At 65.8% G+C, this 24,632-nt stretch carries 22 protein-coding genes; 11 read left to right on the forward strand and 11 right to left on the reverse strand.

The window, feature by feature from the left end; all coding sequences use genetic code 11:
- Positions 1–40: 40 nt before the first annotated feature.
- Complete coding sequence (locus tag L1965_RS03785; RefSeq protein ID WP_235755084.1) at positions 41–2,203, forward strand: glycosyltransferase; 2,163 nt, start codon at positions 41–43, stop codon at positions 2,201–2,203.
- 52 nt (positions 2,204–2,255) lie between these two features.
- On the opposite strand, the gene L1965_RS03790 is transcribed toward L1965_RS03785, so the two are convergent.
- A complete protein-coding gene (locus L1965_RS03790; protein ID WP_235755085.1) occupies positions 2,256–5,081 on the reverse strand; it encodes a [protein-PII] uridylyltransferase family protein in 2,826 nt (941 codons plus the stop codon).
- Between the two features lie 200 nt (positions 5,082–5,281).
- On the opposite strand from L1965_RS03790, the gene L1965_RS03795 reads away from it, so the two are divergent.
- From L1965_RS03795 to ilvN, 3 genes are all read left to right on the forward strand, one after another.
- Positions 5,282–6,121, forward strand: a complete 840-nt coding sequence (locus tag L1965_RS03795) for an arginyltransferase (protein ID WP_235755086.1) — start codon at positions 5,282–5,284, stop codon at positions 6,119–6,121.
- A gap of 152 nt (positions 6,122–6,273) precedes the next feature.
- Positions 6,274–8,028: an acetolactate synthase 3 large subunit gene (locus L1965_RS03800; protein ID WP_235755590.1), complete on the forward strand. Its 1,755-nt coding sequence runs from the start codon at positions 6,274–6,276 to the stop codon at positions 8,026–8,028.
- Positions 8,029–8,090: 62 nt separating this feature from the next.
- Positions 8,091–8,651, forward strand: a complete 561-nt coding sequence (ilvN, locus tag L1965_RS03805) for an acetolactate synthase small subunit (RefSeq protein WP_235755087.1) — start codon at positions 8,091–8,093, stop codon at positions 8,649–8,651.
- A gap of 37 nt (positions 8,652–8,688) precedes the next feature.
- Here ilvN and L1965_RS03810 read toward each other — a convergent pair whose 3' ends face one another.
- Complete coding sequence (locus L1965_RS03810) at positions 8,689–9,051, reverse strand: hypothetical protein (RefSeq protein WP_235755088.1); 363 nt, start codon at positions 9,049–9,051, stop codon at positions 8,689–8,691.
- Between the two features lie 864 nt (positions 9,052–9,915).
- Positions 9,916–10,683 (reverse strand): M48 family metalloprotease, encoded by a 768-nt coding sequence (locus tag L1965_RS03815; protein WP_235755089.1) that lies wholly within the window; start codon positions 10,681–10,683, stop codon positions 9,916–9,918.
- Positions 10,684–10,824: 141 nt separating this feature from the next.
- On the opposite strand from L1965_RS03815, the gene L1965_RS03820 reads away from it, so the two are divergent.
- From L1965_RS03820 to L1965_RS03830, 3 genes are all read left to right on the forward strand, one after another.
- Positions 10,825–11,073: a DUF8831 family protein gene (locus tag L1965_RS03820; RefSeq protein WP_235755090.1), complete on the forward strand. Its 249-nt coding sequence runs from the start codon at positions 10,825–10,827 to the stop codon at positions 11,071–11,073.
- Between the two features lie 163 nt (positions 11,074–11,236).
- The gene (locus L1965_RS03825; protein WP_235755091.1) at positions 11,237–11,809 is read left to right on the forward strand and encodes a nitroreductase family protein; all 573 of its coding nucleotides are present in this window, start codon (positions 11,237–11,239) and stop codon (positions 11,807–11,809) included.
- The gene (locus tag L1965_RS03830) at positions 11,806–12,522 is read left to right on the forward strand and encodes an EI24 domain-containing protein (RefSeq protein WP_235755092.1); all 717 of its coding nucleotides are present in this window, start codon (positions 11,806–11,808) and stop codon (positions 12,520–12,522) included. The genes L1965_RS03825 and L1965_RS03830 overlap by 4 nt, the downstream gene beginning before the upstream one ends.
- On the opposite strand, the gene L1965_RS03835 is transcribed toward L1965_RS03830, so the two are convergent.
- Together L1965_RS03835 and mce are read right to left on the reverse strand one after the other, a co-directional pair.
- Positions 12,479–12,748, reverse strand: coding sequence for a DUF1467 family protein (locus L1965_RS03835; protein WP_235755093.1), 270 nt, complete (start codon positions 12,746–12,748; stop codon positions 12,479–12,481). The two genes, L1965_RS03830 and L1965_RS03835, sit on opposite strands and share 44 nt — an antisense overlap.
- Positions 12,748–13,152 carry a methylmalonyl-CoA epimerase gene (mce, locus tag L1965_RS03840; protein ID WP_235755094.1) on the reverse strand — a complete coding sequence of 135 codons (405 nt, stop codon included), beginning with the start codon at positions 13,150–13,152 and terminating at the stop codon, positions 12,748–12,750. The genes L1965_RS03835 and mce overlap by 1 nt, the downstream gene beginning before the upstream one ends.
- Before the next feature lie 174 nt (positions 13,153–13,326).
- Here mce and L1965_RS03845 point away from each other — a divergent pair, with 174 nt between their 5' ends.
- Positions 13,327–14,019 (forward strand): response regulator, encoded by a 693-nt coding sequence (locus L1965_RS03845; protein WP_235755591.1) that lies wholly within the window; start codon positions 13,327–13,329, stop codon positions 14,017–14,019.
- A gap of 121 nt (positions 14,020–14,140) precedes the next feature.
- On the opposite strand, the gene L1965_RS03850 is transcribed toward L1965_RS03845, so the two are convergent.
- The 6 genes from L1965_RS03850 to L1965_RS03875 all read right to left on the reverse strand — a co-directional run bounded on the left by L1965_RS03850 (position 14,141) and on the right by L1965_RS03875 (position 20,478).
- Positions 14,141–15,319, reverse strand: a complete 1,179-nt coding sequence (locus tag L1965_RS03850) for a DUF1501 domain-containing protein (protein ID WP_235755095.1) — start codon at positions 15,317–15,319, stop codon at positions 14,141–14,143.
- Between the two features lie 4 nt (positions 15,320–15,323).
- Positions 15,324–16,703, reverse strand: a complete 1,380-nt coding sequence (locus tag L1965_RS03855; RefSeq protein WP_235755096.1) for a DUF1800 domain-containing protein — start codon at positions 16,701–16,703, stop codon at positions 15,324–15,326.
- 71 nt (positions 16,704–16,774) lie between these two features.
- Entirely contained in the window at positions 16,775–18,550 is a 1,776-nt protein-coding gene (gene aspS / locus L1965_RS03860; protein WP_235755097.1) for an aspartate--tRNA ligase, read from the reverse strand.
- 60 nt (positions 18,551–18,610) lie between these two features.
- On the reverse strand, positions 18,611–19,270 hold the full coding sequence (locus L1965_RS03865) for a CPBP family glutamic-type intramembrane protease (protein WP_235755098.1): 660 nt from the start codon (positions 19,268–19,270) through the stop codon (positions 18,611–18,613).
- Complete coding sequence (locus L1965_RS03870) at positions 19,243–20,034, reverse strand: glycoside hydrolase family 25 protein (protein WP_235755099.1); 792 nt, start codon at positions 20,032–20,034, stop codon at positions 19,243–19,245. The genes L1965_RS03865 and L1965_RS03870 overlap by 28 nt, the downstream gene beginning before the upstream one ends.
- A gap of 165 nt (positions 20,035–20,199) precedes the next feature.
- Entirely contained in the window at positions 20,200–20,478 is a 279-nt protein-coding gene (locus L1965_RS03875; RefSeq protein WP_235755100.1) for a hypothetical protein, read from the reverse strand.
- A gap of 694 nt (positions 20,479–21,172) precedes the next feature.
- Here L1965_RS03875 and L1965_RS03880 point away from each other — a divergent pair.
- Genes L1965_RS03880 through L1965_RS03890 form a run of 3 tightly spaced genes read left to right on the forward strand, consistent with a single transcriptional unit; the run spans position 21,173 to position 24,625 of the window.
- A complete protein-coding gene (locus tag L1965_RS03880) occupies positions 21,173–22,006 on the forward strand; it encodes a glycosyltransferase (RefSeq protein WP_235755592.1) in 834 nt (277 codons plus the stop codon).
- On the forward strand, positions 22,006–22,839 hold the full coding sequence (locus L1965_RS03885) for an NAD-dependent epimerase/dehydratase family protein (RefSeq protein ID WP_235755101.1): 834 nt from the start codon (positions 22,006–22,008) through the stop codon (positions 22,837–22,839). The genes L1965_RS03880 and L1965_RS03885 overlap by 1 nt, the downstream gene beginning before the upstream one ends.
- Before the next feature lie 37 nt (positions 22,840–22,876).
- Entirely contained in the window at positions 22,877–24,625 is a 1,749-nt protein-coding gene (locus tag L1965_RS03890) for a chloride channel protein (RefSeq protein ID WP_235755102.1), read from the forward strand.
- Positions 24,626–24,632: the final 7 nt, after the last annotated feature.

Consider the following 24,632-nt stretch of genomic DNA (forward strand, 5'->3'; position numbering starts at 1 on the left):
GGTTTCATGCCACGACTGGGCGCTCCGCGAAGGAATCGCCATGTCCATGCCTGCGACCTCTGCCCAGTCTGATCCGGATCCGGTCGAGCCGGCTCAAACCGGCGCGGTTGCGCTTGCGCCCCGGAATCAGCAGCCACTGGGGCAGATCCTTCTGGAGGATGGGGCGGTCCAGCCAGGCCATCTGCTGAAAGCGGTGGTCATGCGGCAGCGCCAGAAGGCGAGGCTAGGACAGATCCTGCTGGCTCAGGGCTGGGTCACGCCCGAGGCGTTGACACGCGCGTTGTCGCGCCAATGGCGGACCAGCGCCATCGACCCGGCCGCGACCCCTGCCGACCCCCGATTGATCGACGCTGCGGGGGCCGAATTCTGCCTGGCGCAAGGCATCCTGCCGTGGCGCCGGATCGGCGGCGTGACATGGGTCGCGACCGCTCGGCCCGACGAATTCGAAGAGATCTGCGGCGCTCTGCCATCCGAATTCGGGCGAATCCGCATGCTGTTGTGCAGCGAAGCGCAGGCACAGGAAGCAATTCTCGCGACCCGCCGCAGCGCGATGATCCGCGCCGCGGAATTTCGCGTCCGCCCCGAGGAAAGCTGCCGCACGCGCAACGAACACCGGACAGGCAGGCTGGCGATCGGCGTGATGGCGGCAATGGCTCTGGGCCTGTGGCTGGTGCCGGTCGCGATGCTGACATTGCTGACCGCGTGGGCCGCCCTGACGCTGATCACGCAGACGGCCCTGAAGCTGATGTCCCTTGCGGCGGCGCTGCGGGTCCGGGCCGAGCAACGCCTGGTCCGGCGCGCGGCCGGCGACGGTCGGCTTGCGGTGCCGCAGATGGAAGGGCCGCTGCCAGTGATTTCGGTCATGGTGCCGCTGTTTGAGGAAAGCGACGTCGCGGGCAAGCTGGTCACGCGGTTGTCCCGGCTGGAATATCCGCGGGAACTGACCGATATCCTGCTGGTGATCGAGGCCAGCGACCATATTACCCGTCAGGCGCTGAAAGGGGCGCAGCTGCCTCGCTGGCTGCGTGTCGTCGAGGTCCCGGAAGGCCCGATCCAGACCAAGCCGCGGGCGCTGAACTATGCCCTGAATTTCTGTCGAGGCGAGATCGTGGGGATCTGGGATGCCGAGGATCGCCCCGATCCGGACCAGCTTCACAAGGTCGCACGCCGGTTTCACTTCGCCCCGCCCGACACGGCCTGCCTGCAAGGCGCCCTGGACTATTACAATCCCCGCACCAACTGGCTGGCGCGATGCTTCACGATCGAATACGCCGCCTGGTTCCGCGTGCTGCTGCCGGGGGTTGCGCGACTGGGACTGGTCGTGCCTCTGGGCGGTACGACGCTGTTCTTTCGGCGGCACGCGCTGGAATCGGTGGGCGCGTGGGATGCCTGGAACGTCACCGAGGACGCCGACCTGGGCGTCCGCCTTGCCCGCCGCGGATGGCGGACCGAGATTCTGGACACCACCACCGACGAAGAGGCAAACTGCCGGGCCCTGCCCTGGGTCAAGCAGCGATCGCGCTGGCTCAAGGGATACGCGATGACCTGGGGGGTGCATATGCGCGACCCGGTCCGCTTGTGGCGCGAACTGGGGGCATGGCGCTTCTGTGCCTTTCAGGTTCAGTTCTTCGGCACTCTTTCGCAATACCTGCTGGCCCCGGTGCTGTGGAGCTTCTGGTTGCTCAGTGTCGGCCTGCCGCATCCGCTGCGCGCACCGCTGGACGGGGTCTGGGGCGGCCACGCGATCACCGCGCTGTTCGGCCTGTTCGTGGTCTCCGAGCTGATCAATATCGGCGTCGGCATGTGGGCGGTGCGCGGCGCGAAACACCGCCATCTCATGGCCTGGGTGCCCACACTGCATCTGTATTTCCCGCTGGGGTGCCTGGCGGGATGGAAGGCGATCTACGAGGTCGTGGTCAAGCCGTTCTACTGGGACAAGACCGCCCACGGGATATTCGACGCGAACGACGCCGATCCGATGCCGGACGCCGAAGCGGCCGGAGAGGGGCTGGTCAAGGTGCCGCTGCTGGGCCCGATCGGTGGCAGGTCTCTGTCCGACATCGCGCGGGAAGGCCGCGGCGCCGGGTCGGTCACGGCAAGCGCAGCCGATGCGCCCGGCTTGGCAGCGGGGATCATGACCGCTGCAATCGGCCGCACAAGCCCTGCGTCGGACGACCAGGAACTCAGGGCCGCAGCAGGCTAAGGCCCCGAGAGCCTGCCAACGGCGCCGCGAGCGCGACGGCCGGACCCTCGGGTCAACCCTCGTCCTCTGCGGCGGCCTCGTCCTCTGCGGCGACCTCGGACAACTGGTCCGCAAGGATCGTCTCGGCGTTTTCAACCCCGTCCAGGAGGCCCGCCTCCAGTTCTTCAAGGTCCGTGCAGCCCGTCTCTCGCAGCAGGAATTCCTGACCGCCAAGCCCGATCTCGTCCATGTCCAGCGGACGCTCGGTGAGCAGGCGGGCCGAAGCATGCAGCCGCCAAAGGAACCGCCAGACCGACGAAAGCTGCTCTGCCAGCCGACTGTCCAGAACACCTTCGCGCCGCCCCGCACGCAGCTGGGCAAGCGTCGCGCGCGACGGGTCGCCGCATCGAAGCGCGCAGGACTGCGCCAGCAACTCGATATCCTGCAGACGACCTGGACCGATCTTGGCGTCCCAGCGCCCGTCAGGCGCCTTGGCCGCGAATATCCGCGCTCGCATCCGCGCCAGGTCCGGCATCACGCGCGGATCGGGCCCCCTCTGGCGCAGGACCTCCAGCCGCAGCGCCTCGACCTGATCCGCCAGCGCGCTCCCCGCCGCACCGGTCCGGGCAACGACGCGCGCGCGTGTCAGCGCCAGATGCTCCCATGTCCAGGCCTCGGTCATCTGATAGTTCTCGAAGCTCTGGATCGAGGTGGCCACGGGGCCCTGTCGCCCCGACGGACGCAGCCGCATGTCCACCTCGTAGAGTTTTCCCTCGGCGGTCGGCGCCGACAGCGCGGTAATCATGGCCTGGGTCAGCCGCGCGTAATAGGGTCGTGTCGCCAGCGGACGCAGGCCGTCCGAACTGTCGATCCCATCGGCGTCGTAAATCACGATCAGGTCGAGATCCGAACCGGCGTTCAGCATCCGCGCACCCAGCGACCCCATACCGAGAACCACGGCCCCCCTGCCCGGCGGCTGCCCGTGGCGAAGCGCGAACTCATCGGCCACGGCCGGGAAAAGTCCGGCCACGCAAGCGTCGGCCAGGTCGGCATATTGCTGCCCGGCCTCATCGGCGTCGATGAGGCCGCGCAGATGATGGACTCCGATCCGGAAATGCCATTCATGCGCCCATCGGCGCGCCGCATCCAGAGCGCGCTCGTATCCCCCGCTCGGCGCAGTCATCGCAAGCCCAAGCGCATCGCCCAGCCCGTCGCGCAGGCCCGCGGCTCCCGGCCATGGCGCAAAGAAGCTGCCGGCCAGAACTGCGTCCAGGACACCCGGATGCCGTGCCAGATAGGCCGCCAGTCCCGGCGCCGTGCCGCAGATATCGACGATCAGGTCGATCAGTTGCGGATTGGCCTCGAAAAGCGCGAACAGCTGGACACCGGCCGGCAGCCCCGCAAGGAAGCTGTCGAAACGGGCCAGCGCCTCGTCGGGATGGCCGGTCCGTGCCATGCGGGTCAGCAATTCGGGCTCGACCCGCTTGAATATCTGCTGCGCGCGGGCCGAGCGCAGCGCGGCATAGCCTTGCCAGCGATCGATGATCGCGCGCGCATCGCCTGACATCGCGGGCGCTTCGCCAGCCTCGCCCGGCGCAAAGAACGATTCGGTCAGTTCATGCACGCGCTCCAGCCTTGCCTTCAGCGCCGCCGACCACGAATCCACATCCGCCTCGCCCATCATCGCCGCGATCACCGACAATCCGTCACGATCCTTGGGCAGGGTGTGGGTCTGGGCATCGTTGACCATCTGGATCCGGTGTTCGATGTCGCGATGCTGCCGGTAGTGATCGGCAAGCTCGCTGGCGACCTCGGCCGGTATCCAGCCTTTTTCAGCCAGCGCCGCAAGCCCGCCGACCGTATCCCTGCAGCGCAGATCCCGATCGCGGCCGCCGGCGATAAGCTGCCGGGTCTGGGTGAAGAACTCGATCTCGCGGATCCCGCCGCGGCCCAGCTTCATGTTGTGGCCCGGCACTTCCAGCCGCCCGCCCAGCCCCTTGTGGTCACGGATCCGCAGCCGCATGTCGTGAGCATCCTGGATGGCCGCGAAATCAAGATGCTTGCGCCAGACAAAGGGGCGCAGATCGTCCAGGAAACGCTGGCCCGCCACGATGTCGCCAGCGGCCGCCCGCGCCTTGATGAAGGCAGCGCGTTCCCAGGTCCGGCCTTCGGCCTCGTAATAGGTCAGCGCGGCAGCGGTCGAAATGCAGACCGGCGTGACCGCTGCGTCCGGACGCAGCCGCAGATCGGTGCGAAAGACATAGCCATGCTCGGTCGCGTCCGACAAGGTCGCGGCCATCCTGCGGGTCGCCCGGATCAGCGCCGCACGGGCCTCGACCTGGTCGCTTTCGTGATAGGCGGTCTCGTCAAAAAGCACGATCAGGTCGATGTCCGAACTGTAATTCAGCTCGCCCGCGCCACCCTTGCCCATGGCCAGCGCGAAGATCCCGCCCGCGTCGGCATCCGTGGATGGCAGCTTGCCACGCCGGGCCTCGTGCGCGACATGCGCGCGCAGAGCCAGATCGACGGCACGGTCAGCCAGACCGGACAGGGCGCCGGTAACCTTTTCCAGCGGCCAGACCCCACCCAGATCGGCCAGCCCCGTCAACAGCGCCACGCGCCGCTTGGCGCGCCGCAAGCCGATTCCAAGCTCGTTGGCATCCAGGTCCTCGAATCCGCGGGTTTCGCGCGCGACGACGTCTTCATGCTCCAGCCCTCCCGACCGCAGCCAATCGGCCTCTTTCGCGATCAGCCCGGCCAGAAAGGGGCTGCATCCGGCAGCAGCGGCGATCAGATTCGCCGAGCGCTCCGGAAGATCGGGAAAATGCTTACGAATATCTGCGGCGCGGGCGCGGTCGAACGGCAGCGGCAGGCGGGTAATGGCGGCGTCGAAATCCATGGCGGCTACAGTAGACGAAGCCTCTGCGCCGTCAACGCGCCGGCGATATCGCAAGCGCCGCCATTAACCCTTTCCCTGCTTGGCGCATGGGAATTTCGTTGCTAGGCTTTGCGCCAGACCGTCAGCCAGGCCAAATCACGGACACGCAGCGCACGCATGACTAGATACGCACCGTTCATCTGCCTCCCTAGGTGTGCCTGATGCGTCACACCGTGCCGCACGCGCCGCAATTCTATGTCACGGCTCCGCAGCCCTGCCCGTATCTTCACGGCCGGGCCGAACGCAAGCTGTTCACCGCGCTGCACGGCGAGAACGCGGCCGATCTGAACAACGCGCTTTCGCGGCAAGGCTTTCGCAGGTCCCAGAACGTGCTTTACAGGCCCAGCTGCGAAAGCTGCGTCGCCTGCATGTCGGCGCGGATCCGGGTCGCGGATTTCACCACGTCGCGCACTCAGCGCCGGTTGCTGCGCAGGAACGAAGGGCTTCGCAGACTGGCCACAAGCGCCTGGGCGACCGAGGAGCAGTTCGATCTTTTTCGCGGCTATCTGGACCGGCGCCACGCGGATGGCGGCATGGCGGACATGGATATCTTCGAGTTCGCTGCAATGATCGAGGAAACGCCGGTCAAGACCCGTGTGATCGAATATCGCTGCGACGGTCGCGACCCCCAGAAACTGACCGACGGCGACGATCATCTTGCCGCGGTCTGCCTGACGGATGTGCTGGATGACGGGCTGAGCCTGGTCTACAGCTTCTACGATCCGGCGCTGCAGGCGGCCAGCCTTGGGACCCACATCATCCTGGACCATATCGAGATCGCGCGGGCCGCGAAGCTGCCCTATGTCTATCTGGGCTATTGGGTGCCGGGCAGCCGCAAGATGGACTACAAATCGCGCTTCTCGGCGCTTGAGATCTACAAGGGCGGCGTCTGGCAGGAAATCGGCGATCCCGGCGAGCATTCGAACGAGGCTCACCCGCTGTCGGTGGACCCGATCGTCGAACAGGTCGCGCGCATCGCCCTGCCTCAATTCTATCGCTGATCCGCGAAAGAATATTACAATTCCCGGCCGTCTTGGGTCACTTTCTCCGCCGAACCCCATTGACCGCGACCGAGCACCTCCATAGTTTGCGCCGACGCCGTGGCCGGCATCGCTGCGCCATGGTCCGGGTTTGACTTGATGGAGTAGAGATGATGTCCCGAATGATGACGGGTGCGAGAATGGTTGTCGAAGCGCTGCGCGATCAGGGCGTCGATACCGTATTCGGTTATCCGGGCGGGGCGGTGCTACCCATCTATGACGAGATTTTCCAGCAGAACGACATCACCCATGTGCTCGTCCGCCATGAACAGGGCGCGGTCCACATGGCCGAGGGCTATGCCCGCTCGACCGGCAAGCCGGGCGTCGTCCTGGTGACCTCGGGCCCTGGCGCGACGAATGCCGTCACGGGCCTGACCGACGCCCTGCTGGATTCGATCCCGCTGGTCGTGCTGTCGGGCCAGGTGCCGACCTTCCTGATCGGAACCGACGGGTTCCAGGAGGCCGACACGGTCGGAATTACCCGTCCCTGCACCAAGCACAACTGGCTTGTGAAGGACCCCGACAAGTTGTCCGAGACGATCCACAAGGGGTTTCATGTCGCAACCTCGGGCCGTCCCGGTCCGGTTCTGATCGACATTCCGAAGGACGTGCAGTTCGCGACCGCTGAATATGTCGGACCGAAGCAGATCGAACCGGCGCGCTATCAGCCTGTGCGCAAGGGCGACATCACCGCAATCACGCGGCTGGTCGAGCTGATCGAACAGGCCGAACGGCCGATCCTGTATACGGGTGGCGGTGTCATCAATTCCGGTCCCGGCGCAAGCCAGTTGCTGCGCGAACTGGCCGATTCGACCGAATTCCCGGTCACCTCGACGCTGATGGGCCTTGGTGCCTACCCGGCTTCGGGCAAGCACTGGCTGGGCATGCTGGGAATGCATGGTCTCTACGAGGCCAATCTGGCGATGCACGACTGCGATCTGATGATCAATGTCGGCGCGCGCTTTGACGACCGGATCACGGGACGCGTGGCGGATTTCAGTCCCGGCTCGATCAAGGCGCATATCGACATCGACCCCAGCTCGATCAACAAGGTCATTCATGTCGATATTCCGATCATCGGCGATGTCGGCCATGTGCTGGAAGATCTGCTGAAGGTCTGGAAATCGCGCGGCCGCAGGCTGAACAAGGCGGCGCTTGGCCAGTGGTGGGAGAAGATCGAGGGCTGGAAATCCAGAAACTGTCTTGCCTACCGCAACAGCGACAAGATCATAAAGCCGCAATACGCTGTTCAGCGCCTGGAGGCGCTGACCAAGAACCACGACCGCTACATCACCACCGAGGTCGGCCAGCATCAGATGTGGGCCGCCCAGTATCTGCATTTCGACGCGCCGAACCGCTGGATGACCTCGGGCGGGCTGGGCACGATGGGCTATGGCCTGCCGGCCAGCATCGGCGTCCAGATGGCGCATCCCGACGCGCTGGTCATCAACGTGGCAGGCGATGCCAGCTGGCTCATGAACATGCAGGAAATGGGCACCGCGGTGCAGTTCCATCTGCCGGTCAAGCAGTTCATCCTGAATAATGAGCGTCTGGGCATGGTGCGCCAGTGGCAGCAATTGCTGCACGGAGAGCGCTATAGCCAAAGCTGGTCGGACAGTCTTCCGGACTTTGTCAAGCTGGCAGAGGCGTTCGGCTGCAAGGGCGCGCAGGTCCGGGACCCGAAGGACCTGGACGACGCGATCCAGCAGATGATCGACTATGACGGACCCTTCATCCTGGACGTGCTTGTCGAGAAACACGAGAACTGCTTCCCGATGATCCCATCCGGCAAGCCCCATAACGAGATGTTGCTGGGCGAGGCCGAGACGCTTGGGGTCATCGAATCGCAGGGTGCCGTTCTGGTCTGAGACGGGGGGCGTCACCGCCGCGCCCCCGGGATGATTTCTGCACACAGGATAAGGGCAGAGTGATGAATGCGTTGAATATTCAGAAGGGCATGTCGAGCCACTCGGCCTATGACCTGCGCGATCCGAACTCCGAGATCATCGAAAGCCACACCCTGGCCGTGATGGTCGAGAACGAGCCTGGCGTATTGGCCCGTGTCATCGGCCTGTTCTCGGGTCGCGGCTACAATATCGACAGCCTGACGGTGGCCGAGGTGGATCATACAGGCCACAAGTCCCGGATCACGGTTGTCACGCGCGGAACGCCGGCCGTCATCGAACAGATCAAGGCTCAGCTGGGGCGGATCGTACCGGTCCACGAGGTTCATGACCTGACCGTCGAGGGTCCGGTGGTGGAACGCGAGTTGGGCCTCTTCAAGGTGCACGGTCAGGGCGAAAAGCGCGTAGAGGCCCTGCGAATCGCCGAGATCTTTCGCGCGAATGTTGTCGATTCGTCGCTGGAAAGCTTCGTGTTCGAGGTGGTCGGCACGCAATCGAAACTGGATGCCTTCGCCGATCTCATGCGGCCACTGGGGCTGTCCGACATGGCCCGGACTGGCGTTGCGGCGCTGGCAAGAGGGATCTGAAAACCCTGGATGATCGTCAGCGCCAGGTCGCTTGAAATCAGCGGCCGGCGCCGACGCGCAACAGCCTGGCGAATTCAGGCTGCGGATGGGCATCGCCTTCTATCCGGTCACGCGTGGCGACCACACGCAGATGCGTGTCCCGGACCGGGCTGGGCTGGGCCTGGCTCAACAATTCTGGAAGATGCGGGAAGCCCTGCTCGGAGAGCACCGAAACACGACGCGCGTGACGCAGATCCCCGATCATCTCGCTTTCAAGCTCGAGAAGGTCACCCGGTTCGGGCCACGAAGCCGGGTCAAGTAAATTGGCGCTTCCCTGCAGATAGGCCAACGACGCGTGATCCTCGCACCAGATCACGGCTTTTTCTCGCGCCGAGCTGCTCCATACCACGACCCCGATCATGGATATTCCTTCTCATCGTCGCTCCGACCCGGCCGGAGAGTGGCAATCAACAACACAATTATGTGCGTGGTAATCCGAATAAAGCAGAAATCCGCCGATATGCCAGTTTTTTCTGGCGCGACCCCGCCGTTTTTTTTCAGCCGGTCAAAGAACCAGTGTCGATTTCGTTCAAGTCATTGTGAAATCGGAACTAGATCGTCTAGTATTGAGATCGGATCGTCGCGCTGCGACATCATTGCAACACCGCATCCGGCGTTGAACCGGTCCCTTGAAAGGCAAATGGCGGCCATGCCAGCCAGGCGGACGGCAGAATCCCGCCAATGCAAGCCGCGCCTGCGCCAGATCTCTCGGGATCTGGAAGCCGCCTGGCAACTCGCGTGCAAGCGGCCGAAAATCCTGATCGCGCAGCATTGCGACGATCAGCAAGGCGACGCAACCCCACGGGCCTTCAGTGGCCGGGCGCCTCCGTCGATCCACTCATGCGGCACATTCAGGATATGCCAGATCGCGTTGACGCGTTTTCGGGCTGGGTGATTCCCGACGGACATGCAGGTGGCGCGGCCTCGGACAGGCGCTGAAGCCCGGATGTCAGTCCTGGCAGACGCCGCGACCGTCGCGAATCGTCAGGCAAGGCGACAGCGTTGCTCGCAGCTTGGCGGCCTGTCGCGAATCAGTCGGAAGCGCCCGGCCCGCGTGGCTGGGCCGGAAAGGGCCTGCCAGACAGTCCTCGGCATGGTCGTTCCCGCGACGATGGCGGGCCGGCGAGGGTCAACCAATCCGCCACCCTGCCAGGTCCTGTTCAGACCTTTCGCGAAGGCGGACTGCCGACTGGCTGATGTCGCGCGCAGGCGGACCTGCACCGGGTCAGCGTGCCCGACCGCTGCGGACGTCGGCCACGGCCCGGTTGACCTGGGCAAGCCGCGATGCGCGCGACGGGTGCGTGCCCAGGATGTGATCGCCCGGATCGGGGATCCGCTGGAAGAACCGCGCACCGTTCACGGGATCAAAGCCGGCGTTCAGCGTCATGATCGCGCCCAGATAGTCAGCCTGCAACTCCCATTCCTTGGAGTAATAGCGCGACCCGACCGAGGCCCCGATGCGTTGCGCGGTTTCGATCGCCGCCGCGTCATTGCCATAGACCGAGGCGATGCTGCCCAGAATCACCGCGCCCGCTGCCGCTGCGCCGGATTTCCGTTCCAGATGGTTCAGCACATGGTGGCTGGCCTCGTGCCCCACCACAAAGGCGATCTCATCGGCATTTCGGGTGGCCGCGATCAGCGACAGGGTAAAGCCGATGATCGGTCTGCCGCGATCATCGACCGTCTGGAAGGCGTTCGGCTCCAGCCCCGGGCGGTTGTCGACAACGAACTGGAAGTCGCAGTTCAGCGGCTGGGTACGGCGCTGGATGCATTCGCGCTCGACCGCGGGTTCCATCCGGTTCATCACCGCGATGAAGGTCCTTGCCGTGCTTTCGGGCGAGCCGTCGTTTCGCATCACCGGTGCCGGGACTTGCGGCATCACCGGCGGTTGCCCGGGCGTCTGCTGGACCGGGATCGGTGCGCAGGCGGAAATGCTCAGCAGGGCGACCGCAATGATCGCTGAAATCCGCAGCTTTGGTATGCCCCTGCTCATATCTGCCTCGCCATGTGCCCGATGCCGCGTTCCCCGCAGCGTTGCGTGCAGCTTATCTGGTCGCGGATAGCCGCGCAAACCCCGTCGGGTTGCCGCGACCGCTGCTTCGCGCGATTGTCATGGGAACGCAAGGAGACCCAGATGTTTACGATCGAACATGATTTCGACGCCACAGTGATCACGCTGATCGACGAGGCCGATCCGAATACCCGCCCCCTGAACGAGGATATCGTCATCCTGAACTTCGACGACCGGGTGATCGTCGAGCAGATGAACCCGGACGGGGACGAGGTGGCGCGGATCACCTTCAGCATGCAGCAGTTGACCGAACTGAGGCTGGCGCTCAACCTGCCGGAAGGCAACTACCGGATCGAGCCGAACGCGTCGTGATCCAGCCGAGACTGCGATTTGTGGCATGGTTCGCGCGCCGCGCCTGATGTCGTGCACCAAGCTGGACATTCCAGCGCGGACCCTGCGTCCGCTTGCGCCCGGTCAGGCCATCTGGAACAACCGCCCGACGCGGAATGCCGACGCGGAAGCCAAGGAGGCAGACATGGAATACCGTAACGACGCCGCGGTGGATTTTCTGGCCACGCGCCGCTCGCATCCGCCCAAGCTGCTCAAGGATCCCGCGCCCGACCGCGCCGAGGTCATGCGTCTTCTGACCCTGGCCGCGCGCGCGCCCGATCACGGCAAGCTGGAGCCGTGGCGATTCGTGGTTCTGGAACGCCCGGCGTTGGACCGGCTTGTGCCGATCCTGCGTCAGGAAGTCCTGGCTGACGGGCAGGACGCCGCGGCGGCCGAAAAGGCGGTGAGCGCCTTCGCCTCTCCGCTGATCGTCGCGGTGATCTCGGCGCCGATTGCCGATCACAAGATTCCGGTCTGGGAACAGGTCCTGTCGGCGGGCGCGGTCTGCCTTGGCCTTGTCAACGCCGCGCTGGCGTCGGGCTGGGGCGCGGCATGGCTGACCGGGTTCGCGGCCACGAATGAGGGTTTCGCGCAGGCCCATCTGGGACTGGCTGCGCATGAGCGCGTCGCGGGCCTGATCCATATCGGCACGCGCGCCGACGCCCCGCCCGAGCGCCCAAGGCCCGACATCGACGCCAAGACACGCTGGCTGGGATGATCGCTCTGCGCGCATTGGCCCTTGGCTGGGGCGATCTGCTGCGTCCGCGCATCCTGTCGCTTGTGCTGACCGGGCTTGTCATGACGCTGCTGTTGTTCGTGGCGTTGCAGGCGGGCACGTTCTGGCTGATCCGCGCGTTCACGCCGGGCAGCCTTTCGCTGCCCTGGCTCGGCGCGATCGATGTCGGCAACACGCTGTCCTGGGGTTCGCTGGCGCTGTTCCCCCTCATGGGCTTTTTTCTGATGGCTCCGGTCGCCGCAGGGTTCGCGGGCCTCTTTGCCGAGCGCGTGGCCGATGCCGTCGAGGACATCCACTATCCGGCCCGGCGCGGCCTGCCGCTGGATTTTCTGGACGGATTGCTGGAATCGCTGGCCGTCATGGCTGCGGTGGTCGGCGTGGCCGTGCTGTCACTGGTACTGACGCCGTTCCTGGGCCCGCTGGCGCCCGTGCTGTTCTATGGGGCGAACGGATGGCTGCTGGGCCGCGAATTCTTCCAGCTGGTGGCCCGTCGTCACCTGAAGGATCCGCACGCCACCGATCTGCGGCGGCGCAACAGCGGCACGGTGACCGCTGCCGGTGCGCTGGTCGCCATCGCGCTGACGGTGCCGATCGTCAACATCGCCGTTCCGCTGCTGGCAGCGGCGGCGTTCACGCATCTTTTCCACCTGATCAGCGGAAGATCTGGTCCAGATTCTCGATATCCGCGCGGGTGACGACTCCGCCAAGGATCACCCAGGCGACAAGCGCCCAGATCGCCGCCGAGATCAGCGTCGTCAGGGTCAGCTTGCGCCGCCACGGCGTGGCCTCGGGCGCGCCTGCCGGCGTGCCCGGCTCTACCTGACCCGCATCCTGCTGGCTGCGCTGGCCGATCGGGATGACGACGAACAGGGTCAGGAACCACAGTACCGCATAGAGGACGATGCCGCCGGTCAGATTCATCAGACCTGCTCCAGTTCGATCAGACAGCCGTTGAAATCCTTGGGGTGCAGGAACAGCACAGGCTTTCCGTGCGCGCCGATCTTGGGTTCACCGTTGCCCAGCACGCGCGCTCCCTGGGTTTTCAGACGGTCGCGCGCGGCGATGATATCCTCGACCTCGAAGCACATGTGATGGATGCCGCCCGACGGGTTCTTTTCCAGAAACCCCTTGATCGGACTATCCTCGCCCAACGGATACAGCAGCTCGATCTTGGTGTTGGGCAGTTCGATGAAGACGACCGTCACGCCGTGCTCCGGCTCGTCCTTGGGCGGACCGACCTGCGCGCCAAGTGTGTTTTCGTATTGCGCGGCCGCCGCCTGCAGATCCGGCACGGCAATGGCCACGTGGTTCAGACGTCCGATCATCTCAGCCTCCGTTTGCGGGCTTTCATAAGCTCTTCGATCGCCGAGCGAAAGGATAACAAGGCCGCATTAACGGCTTCTTAGGGAATCCGCGCTTATCTGAATGAAACAGCAGCAATCGAACGGGGGACAGACATGCTGACCGATCTGGGGACTGGACCGAAAGACGCGCTGCCGATGTGGCGCATGTCGCTGCCCGGGCGTCCGCTGACCGGGCTGACCGTGCTGGTGGTCGAGGATTCGCGCTTTGCCAGCGAGGCCGTGCGCCTGCTCTGCCTGCGATCCGGGGCGCGGATCCGGCGCGCGGACTGTCTCAGGTCAGCCGCCCGTCACCTGCAGACCTATCGTCCGGCGGTCGTGATCGTTGATCTGGGGTTGCCGGACGGGGATGGCGCCGGGCTGATCCGCCAGGTGACCATGACCGAGCCTCGCGTGCCGGTCGTCCTGGGCATGTCCGGCGATCCCGACGCGCGGGATGCGGCGATGTCGGCGGGTGCGGATGGCTTTCTGCCCAAGCCCGTCGAAAGCCTCGCCGTGTTCCAGCAGGCCATCCTTTCGGCGCTGCCACCCGAAGCGCGCGGCACCGGATTGCGCGCCCTGCCCGACGACGTGATCCAGCCCGACTCATCCGGCTTGCGCGACGATCTGGCCCATGTCGCCGAGATCCTGTCGAACGCCCAGGACACGGCCGCCATCGATTACATCGCCCGCTTTCTTGCCGGGGTCGCGCGATCGGCGCATGATCCGGCGCTCGAGGCAGCGGCCTGCGCCCTGGCGCGCGATCATCAGGCCGGCCACGCGCTTGCCACCGACCTCGCGCGGATCAGCAGCATGGTGCAGGAACGACTGGCCAGCGTGGCCGGGATGTGACCGAACGGGTCCTGTCCTGGTCAGCCGCGTGCGGGCCGGACTGCGCCATGGAACTGGGTCTGGACGGGATCCCGCGCGTCATTCCGGCCTCGTCGAATGCCCCGCAGAACAGCGCCTGATGTCAGGCCAGAATGCGCGGATTGTCCTCCATGTCGAGACCGGGAAAGACCGTGCCTTCCAGCACCTCGCGCCGGACGCCGTAAAGATCGTGCAGCGCCCATGCCGCATAGGCGCGGATATCGCGAACCGGCATCAAGTCACGCCCGGCATAGAGGTCGCCTTCTGCGAGGCCCGGCCAGCGACCCATTGCACGTCCACCGCGGACCGCGCCGCCCGCCATCAGCAGGGCACCCCCGGTGCCGTGATCGGTGCCTCCGGTTCCGTTCTCGGCGGCGGTGCGCCCGAATTCGGTCATTGCGAGGACCGTGGTCTTCATCCAGGTCCGGCCCAGACCCTCGCGCAGCGTCAGGATCGCGTCGGACAGCCGGTCCAGCGCGCGTCCGATCACCTTTGACTGCCGTGCATGGCTGTCCCAGCCCGAGATCGAGAATGTCGCGATTCGCGTCCCCGCGCTGAGCCGGTCGGCCGCAAAGCGCGCCAGTGCCCTGGTGTCACGGGTCGGGCCGCCATCCTCGTGGATCGTCCCGATGCCCTCCGACACGATCTCCATCGCCTGCCCGCCGGCCTCGCGAAACAGCGGGTCGTCGTGATACACACGCTCAAGTAGCCGCTGCGCCTGCGGGCTGAGGCTGAACGCGGCCTCGGGTGCCCAGCTTTTCGAAGGCGCCGGCCCGCCCAGGATCCGCATCTTCTCAAGGCCGACCGAATAGGCTGTTTCGGAAGAAATATTCGGCATGGTCTGCAGCAACCGGTTCAGCCAGCCGTCACGCTGCTGATACAGCGCAAGATCGGTTCCGGTCCCGGCCTCCAGCATGTCCTGCCCGTCGAAATGGCTGCGCTTGTCACGATAGGGCGTGGAAACCGCCGGCGCGAAGCCAAGTTCGCCCGCCCGCCACAGCGGCATCAGCGGTGCCAGGGCGGGATGCAGCGCGAAGAAGCCGTCCAGGTCCAGCGCGCCGCCGTCGGGTCCTGGCGAAAGCGTCCTGCGCAAGGCGCGCAGATGCGGGTCGCCATAGGGCTGGAACACGTCAAGCCCATCCATCGCGCCGCGCAGGATGATGACGACGAGACGATTCTCGCCGGGCGCCGAGGCAAGGGCGATGCTGGACAGCAGCGGATGCGCCGCCGCCGAACAGCCGATCAGCGCCGAGGATTTCAGGAACAGACGTCGGGACAGCATGGCCTCACCTTCGGTTGAAATCGGATGAGGCCAGAATGATCGCCAGCCCCTCGCGCGCCGATTCCGCCTTGGGAACGGCCCAGCGCAGCGCGTCCGACGCGGTGTCGCCCAGGGTCGAGATCAGGAAACTGCGCGGGTCGGGCAAGGTTGCGACCAGTTTGGCCGGGTGGCGCATCGCCCAGTCGATCCGCGTCGCCAGCCCCTGCGGCGTCACCCAGCTTTCGGCGGCTTCGGGCCAGCCATCCGGGCCCCGAGGCCGGCCCCAGTCCTGACCCATCCCCTTCAGCGGATTGATCAGGCGCGCATGGGCCTCGCGAAGCGGCAGGGCCATCACGGCATCCCGGTCAAAGCCAAGGCCGCGCAATGCGGCAACAAGGAAATCAAAGGGCTGACGCATCTTGGCGCGGAAATGCGCCGCGACCTCGGGCGCCTCTGCCAGCGCGGCGGACAGCATACCCAGATCGCCGTCGGTTTCGCGATAGACCGCCGCCAGACGTCCGATCAGTCCGGCGGGCGGATCGTCGGACACGAAATGCACGGCCAGCTTGCGGGCAAGATGGCTGGCCGTGTCCTCGTGCCCTGCCAGATCGTCGATCACGGCTCGGATATCGGCAAGCCTGGCGGGACCATCGCCACCATAGCTGCGGCCCAGCACCGTTTCCGCGCCCGGCTCGGCCATGCCCGGGCGGAAGCTCTGGTCCTTGCGCGCATTATAGGTCAGGCCAGTCAGCAGCTTCGCCAGTTGCCGCACATCGGTCTGCGTATAATCGCCCGCCACGCCAAGGCTGTGCAGCTCAATCATCTCGCGGGCCAGATTCTCGTTCAGGCCAAGCTCGCGGTTCTGCTGACGCCGCGCGATTGTGGAATTCGGTCCGAAGGACCGGGCCTGGTCCAGATAGGTCAGCATTCGGGGATGGGTTTCAGCGGCGAACATCATGTCGGCGAAACGCCCGCTCAGATGGGGACGGATGGCCTCGTCCACCAGCGAGGCCGCCATCAGCATCTGCTGCAGGCCGCCGCCGCTGACCGTGAAGTGATCGGACCAGAACTGCACCAGCCGCTCGCCAAACCCCGCGGGATCTCCGACGGCGCGCGCGATCCGACGCTGCACCAGCTGCCGCTCAAGATCGCGGATCTTGCGCTGATAGGCGCGTTTCCGGTCGCGCGTATCAGCCTTTTCAGCGCCCTGGGCGTTTTTCATCCGTGCATTCAGCTTGACCAGGCGGTCCTGTACCCGTCGCACCCGCCGCATCCGCATCGGGTCCTGATCCATCCCCGCCAGCCGCACGGAATCAAGCAGGTCGCCGGCCGTCGCCGGCGGCGCGGTCAGTGGCGACAGGCCGTATCCCAGCCTGATCGCCGCGATCTGTGGGTCGAACGTCATGCCGTCACCATGATGCCTGCCGCGTGAACCGGTGGTGGCATCTATGGCACATGGGCCGGGAGGCTGTCAGATCACTCTTTCGGCAGGACCCGAAGGCGCAGTTCGCGAAGCTGTTCGTTGGTCGGTTCCGATGGCGCGCCCATCATCAGGTCTTCCGCGCGCTGGGTCATTGGGAACATGATGACCTCGCGGATATTCGCCTCGTCGGCCAGCAGCATCACGATCCGGTCAATGCCGGCCGCGCAGCCGCCATGCGGCGGCGCGCCATAGCGGAACGCCTTGACCATTCCGCCGAACCGTTTTTCGACCTCGGCGGCCGGATAGCCCGCCAGCTCGAACGCCTTGAACATGATCTCGGGCTTGTGGTTGCGGATCGCGCCGCTGACCAGCTCATAGCCGTTGCAGGCCAGGTCATACTGATAGCCCAGCACCTTCAGCGGATCGCCATTCAGCGCGTCCATGCCTCCCTGAGGCATGGAAAAGGGGTTGTGGCTGAAGTCGATCCTGCCGTCGTCGGTCTTCTCGTACATCGGGAAATCGACGATCCAGGCGAACTTGAACTGGTTCTCGTCGGTCAGCCCCAATTCGCGGCCGATCTGGTTGCGGGCGCGGCCGGCCACCGCCTCGAAAGTCTCGGGCTTGCCGCCGAGGAAGAAGGCCGCGTCGCCCTGACCCAGAGCCAACTGGACGCGGATCGCCTCGGTCTTCTCGGGGCCAAGTGCCTTGGCGATGGGGCCGGCTGCCTCGGTCGAGCCATCTTCGGCCTTGCGCCAGAAGATATAGCCCATGCCGGGCAGGCCCTGCTGTTGGGCGAAGGCGTTCATCCGGTCCGCGAATTTGCGGCTGCCGCCCGTTGGCGCGGGAATGGCGCGCACCTCGGTGCCGTCCTGTTCCAGCAGCTTGGCGAAAATGCCAAAGCCGGAACCGCGGAAATGCTCGCTGACCACCTGCATCTCGATGGGGTTGCGCAGGTCGGGCTTGTCGCTGCCGTATTTCAGCATCGCCTCGGCATAGGGGATGCGCGGCCAGTCGGCATCGACCGGACGGCCGCCGCCGAACTCCTCGAACAAGCCCTGGATAACCGGCTGGATCGCGGCGAACACGTCTTCCTGGTCCACGAAGGACATTTCCAGGTCAAGCTGGTAGAAATCGGTGGGACTGCGGTCGGCGCGCGGGTCTTCGTCGCGAAAGCAGGGCGCGATCTGGAAATACTTGTCGAAGCCCGCCACCATGATCAGCTGCTTGAACTGCTGGGGCGCCTGCGGAAGCGCATAGAACCTGCCCGGATGCAGGCGCGAGGGCACCAGGAAATCGCGCGCGCCTTCGGGGCTGCTGGCCGTGATGATCGGCGTCTGGAATTCGGTGAAGCCCTGATCCCACATGCGGTTGCGCAGCGAGCGCACCACGTGCGACCGCAGCATGATGTTGTTGTGCAGCGTCTCGCGGCGCAGGTCGAGGAAGCGATAGGCGAGCCGCGTTTCCTCGGGGTATTCCTGATCGCCGAAGACCGGCAACGGCAATTCCTCGGCCGCGCCCAGAACCTCGAGCCCGGTCGCATAGACCTCGATCTCGCCGGTGGGCAGCTTGGCATTGACCAGCGAGGCGTCGCGCAGCTTGACGTGGCCGTCGATGCGGATCACCGTCTCGGCCCGCAGCCTTTCCATCGCGCCGAATGCCGGGCTGTCGCTGTCGGCCAGCACCTGCGTCATGCCGTAATGGTCGCGCAGATCGACGAACAGCACGCCTCCATGATCCCTGACGCGGTGAACCCAGCCCGACAGGCGGACGGTTTCCCCGGCATTGGCGGCAGTCAGATCGCCGCAGGTATGGCTGCGATAGGCGTGCATGATCGGTCCCCACTTGTTCAGCCCCCGCATCAACCGCGACAGCAGCGGGAAGTCAACCGGTCAGAATGGGCGCACGACGTTGCCGCTGTAGAAATAATAGCCCATGCCGACGGCGAACATGATGTTTCCGGCGACCGCGTGCAGCAGCCATGCGGCGGGAAAGCCGTGGCGCAGATAGGCGCGTGCGAAGAACCAGCCGCCGACGAAGGTCAGCACCGCCACGACCCATGACCAGTACATCAGATGCGCGAAGGAAAAGATCGCCGCATTGGCCGCGATCGCCGCTTTGCCGCGCGGCAACAACGCGCCGTAGCGATGAAAGAACAGCGGCCGGAAGATCAGTTCCTGCGGCAGGGCCGACAGCAGCGGATAGAGGCACCATATCATCAGCAGGAATTCCGGCCGTGCCAGGGCCAGCGCGAACATCGCGTCGGGTCGCGCCAGCCAGAGGATCGCAACCCCCGAAACCAATGCCGCCAGGGCGATACCCAGCACCTCCCACCAGGGCATGCGGCGCCCAAAGATCAGCTCGCGCCACTGGAAGCCGCCGGTACGCCACAGCAGGACAAGCCCGGCCAGGCTGAACAGGAACAATGCCGAGAACATCCGCTGCGGCGGCAGGAACAGCGCAATCGCAAGCGGAGCGCCAAGATAGAGCGCCACGAACTCGAAAGCCAGCCAGGGGCGGGACCTCAGCGTGTCAGGCGTGTCGACAACCATCGCGCCCAGTCCGATGAAGAGCCGGCAAATGCATTCAGGTCCACGTCGCCCCGAATGCCCGGCACCGTGCCGGTGCCGCTGTATTGCCAGAAGGCCCAGTTCTGGCCCGGATAAGTCATCCGCGGATGGTCCGCGACCGAGCGCAGCCAGAATTCCGCCCGCATGTCGCCCAACCGGTTGTCACGGTAGAAGTCGACGGTCGTGTAGATGATCGGGCGCTGGCCATAGTGGCGGCCGACGATGTCCAGGAATGCATTCGCCTCGCGCTTGACCTGGTCGGGGGCGGGCCGCTGCGGGCAGGTCCGGGAGTTGGTCCATTCCAGATCCAGAACCGGCGGCAGCGAGCCGCGCTCGCGCGGGACGTTCTGGATGAACCAGCGCGCCTGCTCGGCTCCCGAGCGGCAGAAGTAATAATAGTGATAGGCACCGCGGGGCAGCCGGACGGCAGCAGCCTCGCGCCAGTAGCGCTGGAAGGACGGGTCGCTGTGGTCGCCGCCCTCGGTCGCCTTGATGAAGGCAAAGCTGACGCCTGAACTGCGGACGCGGTTCCAGTCGATGCTGCCCTGCCAGCGCGAGATGTCGATCCCGTGCACCTGATGGTTGTAGGGATGCCCGTTGCGCCAGGTATGCGGCCTGCTGTCGCCCAGCTGCGGCACCGCGCCTCCGACATAGCCGGGTCCGGCCGACCCGCGCGGCGGTGTCCGCGAGCAGGCCACTGCCAATACCACCATCAGTCCCAGAACGATCGCTGTGAAGTGCCGCATCCTGCCCTCGCTACTGCCCGTCAATGACGCCGCGTTGGCCGCGGCTGTCTTCTGCTTATCGCAAGGCCGTGACGGAAAGTCATCGGGCCGTGATGGTCAACTTCGCGTCAACCACCACGGCGGGACATGTCCGGCCCAGGCGGGGGAAAAGATGACCGGCACGGCTCAGTCCGTGTCGGATTCCGTCGCATCGTCATCGGGCGTAACCGGCGCGGCGCTGTCGGGTGCAATGACGGCGGCTTCACCTGCTTCGTCGCCCTCGGCGTCGGTGAGTGCGGTATCGCCCGGCGGCGGAGTCGTGACGATGCCTTCGTTCTGCTCGTCAGCGCCGGGCATGAAGAGAAGAAAGGCAATCACCGCGACAAGAAGCGCGACGACGATCCCGATGATGGCGGGGCGATGATTCTTTGCCGACGTTTTCGGGTTCTCGTTATTGAAAGACATGTGTTTCTCCATCAATTGTAGCTTGCAGGATCAACCCGCGGCGGCCGCATCCGTTCCGGTCCGGCACCGGCCAGTCTGTAGTGAGAAACTTGTCGGGGGCAAGGCCAGGCTTGATCCCGCACATCATCTGACGCGCTGCGCCTTGTTCAGCCTGTATCTGCCCGCGCTTGCCAACGCACACGCCGTGTTCGCCTCTGATCGTGGCACCATGGCCTGCTGCCGGTTTCCTGGACAGCGGGTTCGGCTCGCGCAGCACGGGCCTCGTGCCATGGCGCAGGGCGGTGGCCCGGCTGGCGGGCGTCGCGGCCATGCGCCCGGACCGGCATCGGCGCCGGGATCGAGCAAGAGGAACGGTCCGGTGGCCAGCGGCGGGACGAAAGCTCTGCGAGGCGGAATGGTGGTCGCGGTCCGCCACCCTCTGCGACAGCCGCGATCCCGGGAGGGCAGGCAGCCGGGCGCCCGCCTCGGGTGAAGATTTCACCGGCAATCCTTCTCTTGTCACCGACTGGCGACCCGTGACTGGCGAAATGAAACTTGGCAACGACGGGCACGTTCTGTCATTAACGGTTCACGAAATCGCCATAGCCTGGCGCCGAATGGCGGCTGAGCCGATCCGCAGTGCAGAAGGCAAGACATGGATAAGACCTGGATTTCTTCGCCACGCCGCAGGCTGGCTGGCCGGTTTGCCGGCATAATGCCGGAAGGCCTGTCCGCCGAGACGCGACCGCAAGCCGATCACGCCTATGTCACACTTGTCAGCAATCCTGATTACCTGCCCGGAGCCGAGGCGCTGTTGCGATCGCTGAAGCTGACCGGCACGGCGGCGGATCTGGTCGTGATGCATCGCGGATTGCAGCCCGCGCATCTGGCCCGGCTGAGGGCGCATGGTGCCAGACTGATCGCCGCCGACCTCTTGCCCACATCCGAGGCGTTCGACCGCACGCACGCGCGCGGCGCGCTTCACCAGCGCGCGGCCTTCACGCGCGGCGGCAAGCCGGACTTTCATACGCCCCTGGACAATTTCATCAAGCTGCGGCTCTGGCAGCTTGACTACGACCGGTGCATCTTCATCGATGCCGACGCGGTTGTGCTGCGCTCTGTGGACAAGCTGTTCGAGATGCCGGAACTGTGTGCGGCGCCGAATGTCTATGACGGGCTGGACGGATTTCACCGGATGAATTCCGGCGTATTCACCGCACGGCCCGACCAGCGGACCTACCGCGACATGCTGGCCCGCCTGGACCGCCCCGGCGCGTTCTGGCGCCGCACCGACCAGACCTTCCTGCAACATTATTTCCCCGATTGGCAGGGGCTGTCGATCCATCACAACATGCTGCAATATGTGTGGTTCAACCTGCCGGAACTGTGGAGCTGGGAGGATATCCGGATCCTGCATTTCCAGTACGAGAAGCCTTGGCAGGATCATGACAAGGTCCGGCTGATGCGGCCGCTGATCGAACTTTGGCGTGCGATCGCAGCGGGCCATCCGATCCCGGACCTGGCGGCACAGGCCCGCCCAGCCGCCTGATGCGGATCGCCCTGACTGGCAGCAGCGGGATCGTCGGCGGCTTCGTTCTCGCGGCGGCGCGGACCGCCGGTCACCACGTCACATGCCTCACCCGCGAGCGCGGCTACCGTCTGGGGGACGCCCCGGACCTGTCCGGACAGGATGCGCTGATCCACTGCGCCTTCGCCCATGTGCCCGGCTGCTATCGCGGCGGCGAAGGCGACGCACCGCGGGACTTCATCGACGCCAATCTGCACGGCTCGATCCGGCTGTTCGAGGCGGCGGAAAGCGCCGGGGTCCCGCGCATCGCGTTTCTGTCGTCGCGGGCGGTGCACGACGGCCATCCGCCCGGCACCGTGCTTGAGGATGACCTGCCGCCTTGGCCAACCACGCTTTACGGCCACGTCAAGGCCGAGGCCGAAAACCATCTGGCGCGGATGCGCGCGCGCGGGACCAGGGCGGTGGCGCTGCGATCGACAGGGGTCTACGGACCCGGACGCGCGCATAAATGGCGTGCGCTGTTCGCTCGGTATCTGACGGGCGGGCAGGTGTCCGCGCGCGTCTCGACCGAGGTGCATGGCCGGGACCTGGCTGCGGCGATCCTGCTGCTTCTGTCGGTGCCCGACCCGCCGCGGACGGTCAATGTCAGCGACCTGGTTCTGGATCGCCACGATCTGCTTGGCCTGGTGCAAGACCTGACCGGCAGCCAGGCCCGCCTGCCCCCGCGCGCGGATGCCACAGGGCTGCGCCTGCCGCGATGTCTGGCGCTGTCAAATCTGGGCTGGCAGCCCGGCGGAACGGCTCTGCTGCGGGCGACGCTGCCGCGATTGCTGGACCAGGCCGACATTTTGTGATTCGCTGGCGTCCGACCCAGCAGAAGTGGCATTGTCCATGCGCCCGCGTCCATCGAAATCCGGAACGGAACCCAGGACCGCCTCGGCCGGAGGCTGGCTGAGCAAGGGCTGGCTGCGGCTTCGCCATCGGGCAACGCGCACGACCCGGATCATGCGGAAGAGCGGCCCCAGCCAGATCCAGTTCTGGTTGCTGGCGCTGCTGATCGGGATCGGCGCGGGTTTCGCCGCGCTTGGATTCCGTCTGGGCATCGGCGCATTGCAGACGCTGATCTATGGCGCCGACGACCTGACTCTGGCGACGGTGGCGCAGCGTCTGCCCTGGTACTGGGTGCTTTCCGTCCCGGTCATCGGCGGGCTTGTCGTCGGGCTGATCCTCGACCGTTTCACGCCCGATGCCAGGGTCCGGGCGGTAGCCGACGTGATCGAGGGCGCCGCGCTGGACGGCGGTCGGGTCGAGACGCGCGAGGGGCTGGCCTCGGCCGCGGCGTCGCTGATCACGCTTGGAACCGGTGGCAGTTCGGGGCGCGAGGGACCGGTGGTCCATCTTGCCGGCGTCATCTCGACAGCGGTCGCCAAACGCATCGACGCCAGTCCGATCACCGGCCGCGATCTTCTGGGCTGTGCCGTGGCGGGTGCAGTCGCGGCCAGCTTCAACGCGCCGATCGCGGGCGCGCTGTTCGCGCACGAGGTCGTGCTGCGCCACTTCGCGCTGCACGCCTTTGCGCCGATCGCGATCGCGGCGGTCGCCGGGACCGTCATCAACCGGCTGGAATTCGGCGGGCTGACAGAGTTCACCCTGTCGCAGGCGATGGATCTGGCGTTTTACGTCGAGTTGCCGGCCTTCATGCTGCTGGGCCTGGTTTCCGCGCTGGTCGCGGCAGCCATGATGTCCAGCATCTTCCGGGCCGAAAATTTCGGCAACTGGGCGATGGGCCGCCTTGGCTGGCCTCGCTGGATGCGACCAGCCGTCGCCGGACTGATCCTGGGCGCGATCGCAATCCCGTTTCCGCATATCATCGGCGTCGGCTACGAGACGACGGCGGCGGCGCTGAACGGCCGCATCGGCCTGACCGACGCGATCCTTTTTGCGGTCGTCAAGGCCGCCGCTGTCGCGGTGACGCTGGGGGGGCGAATGGGCGGCGGGGTCTTCTCGCCGGCACTGGTCATGGGGTCGTTGACCGGCCTCGCCTTTGGCATCATCGCGACCTGGATGCTGCCCGAGGTGTCGGGCATGGTGAATGTCTACGCCTTCGCGGGGATGGCCGCCGTGGGTGCGGCGGTTCTGGGGGCGCCGATCTCGACCGCGCTGATCATCTTCGAGATGACCGGTGACTGGCAGACCGGGATCGCGGTGATGACCGCGGTTTCGCTCAGTTCGGCGCTGGCCTCCCGCCTGGTGCACCGATCCTACTTTCTGACGCAGCTCGAAAACCGCGGCGTCCATGTCGCCGAGGGACCCCAGGTCTGGCTACCCCAGAAGATGCGGATCACGACCATCCTGCGGGCGATGGACGATGAAGGCGCGCCGTCCGCGGACCTGATCCGGAACCTGATGGCTTCGGGCCAGGCGTTGACAGAAGGCATGCCCCTCGACGAGGCGCTGCGCGAGTTCGACCGCAAGGGCGCGGCCTTCCTGCCGGTCATCCGCCCGCCAGAACCCGCCGAGCTTGAAGACCCCGACACGCCGCTGCCGGACCCCGAGATCATCGGCGTCGTCTATCACATCGATGCGCTGCGCGCCTTGAATCAGGCGCTGGCCGAGACCGCCGCGGAAGAGCACGGCTGACCCCGCC

It is taken from the genome of Paracoccus salsus (assembly GCF_021556615.1).
Classification (GTDB): Bacteria; Pseudomonadota; Alphaproteobacteria; order Rhodobacterales; family Rhodobacteraceae; genus Paracoccus; species Paracoccus salsus.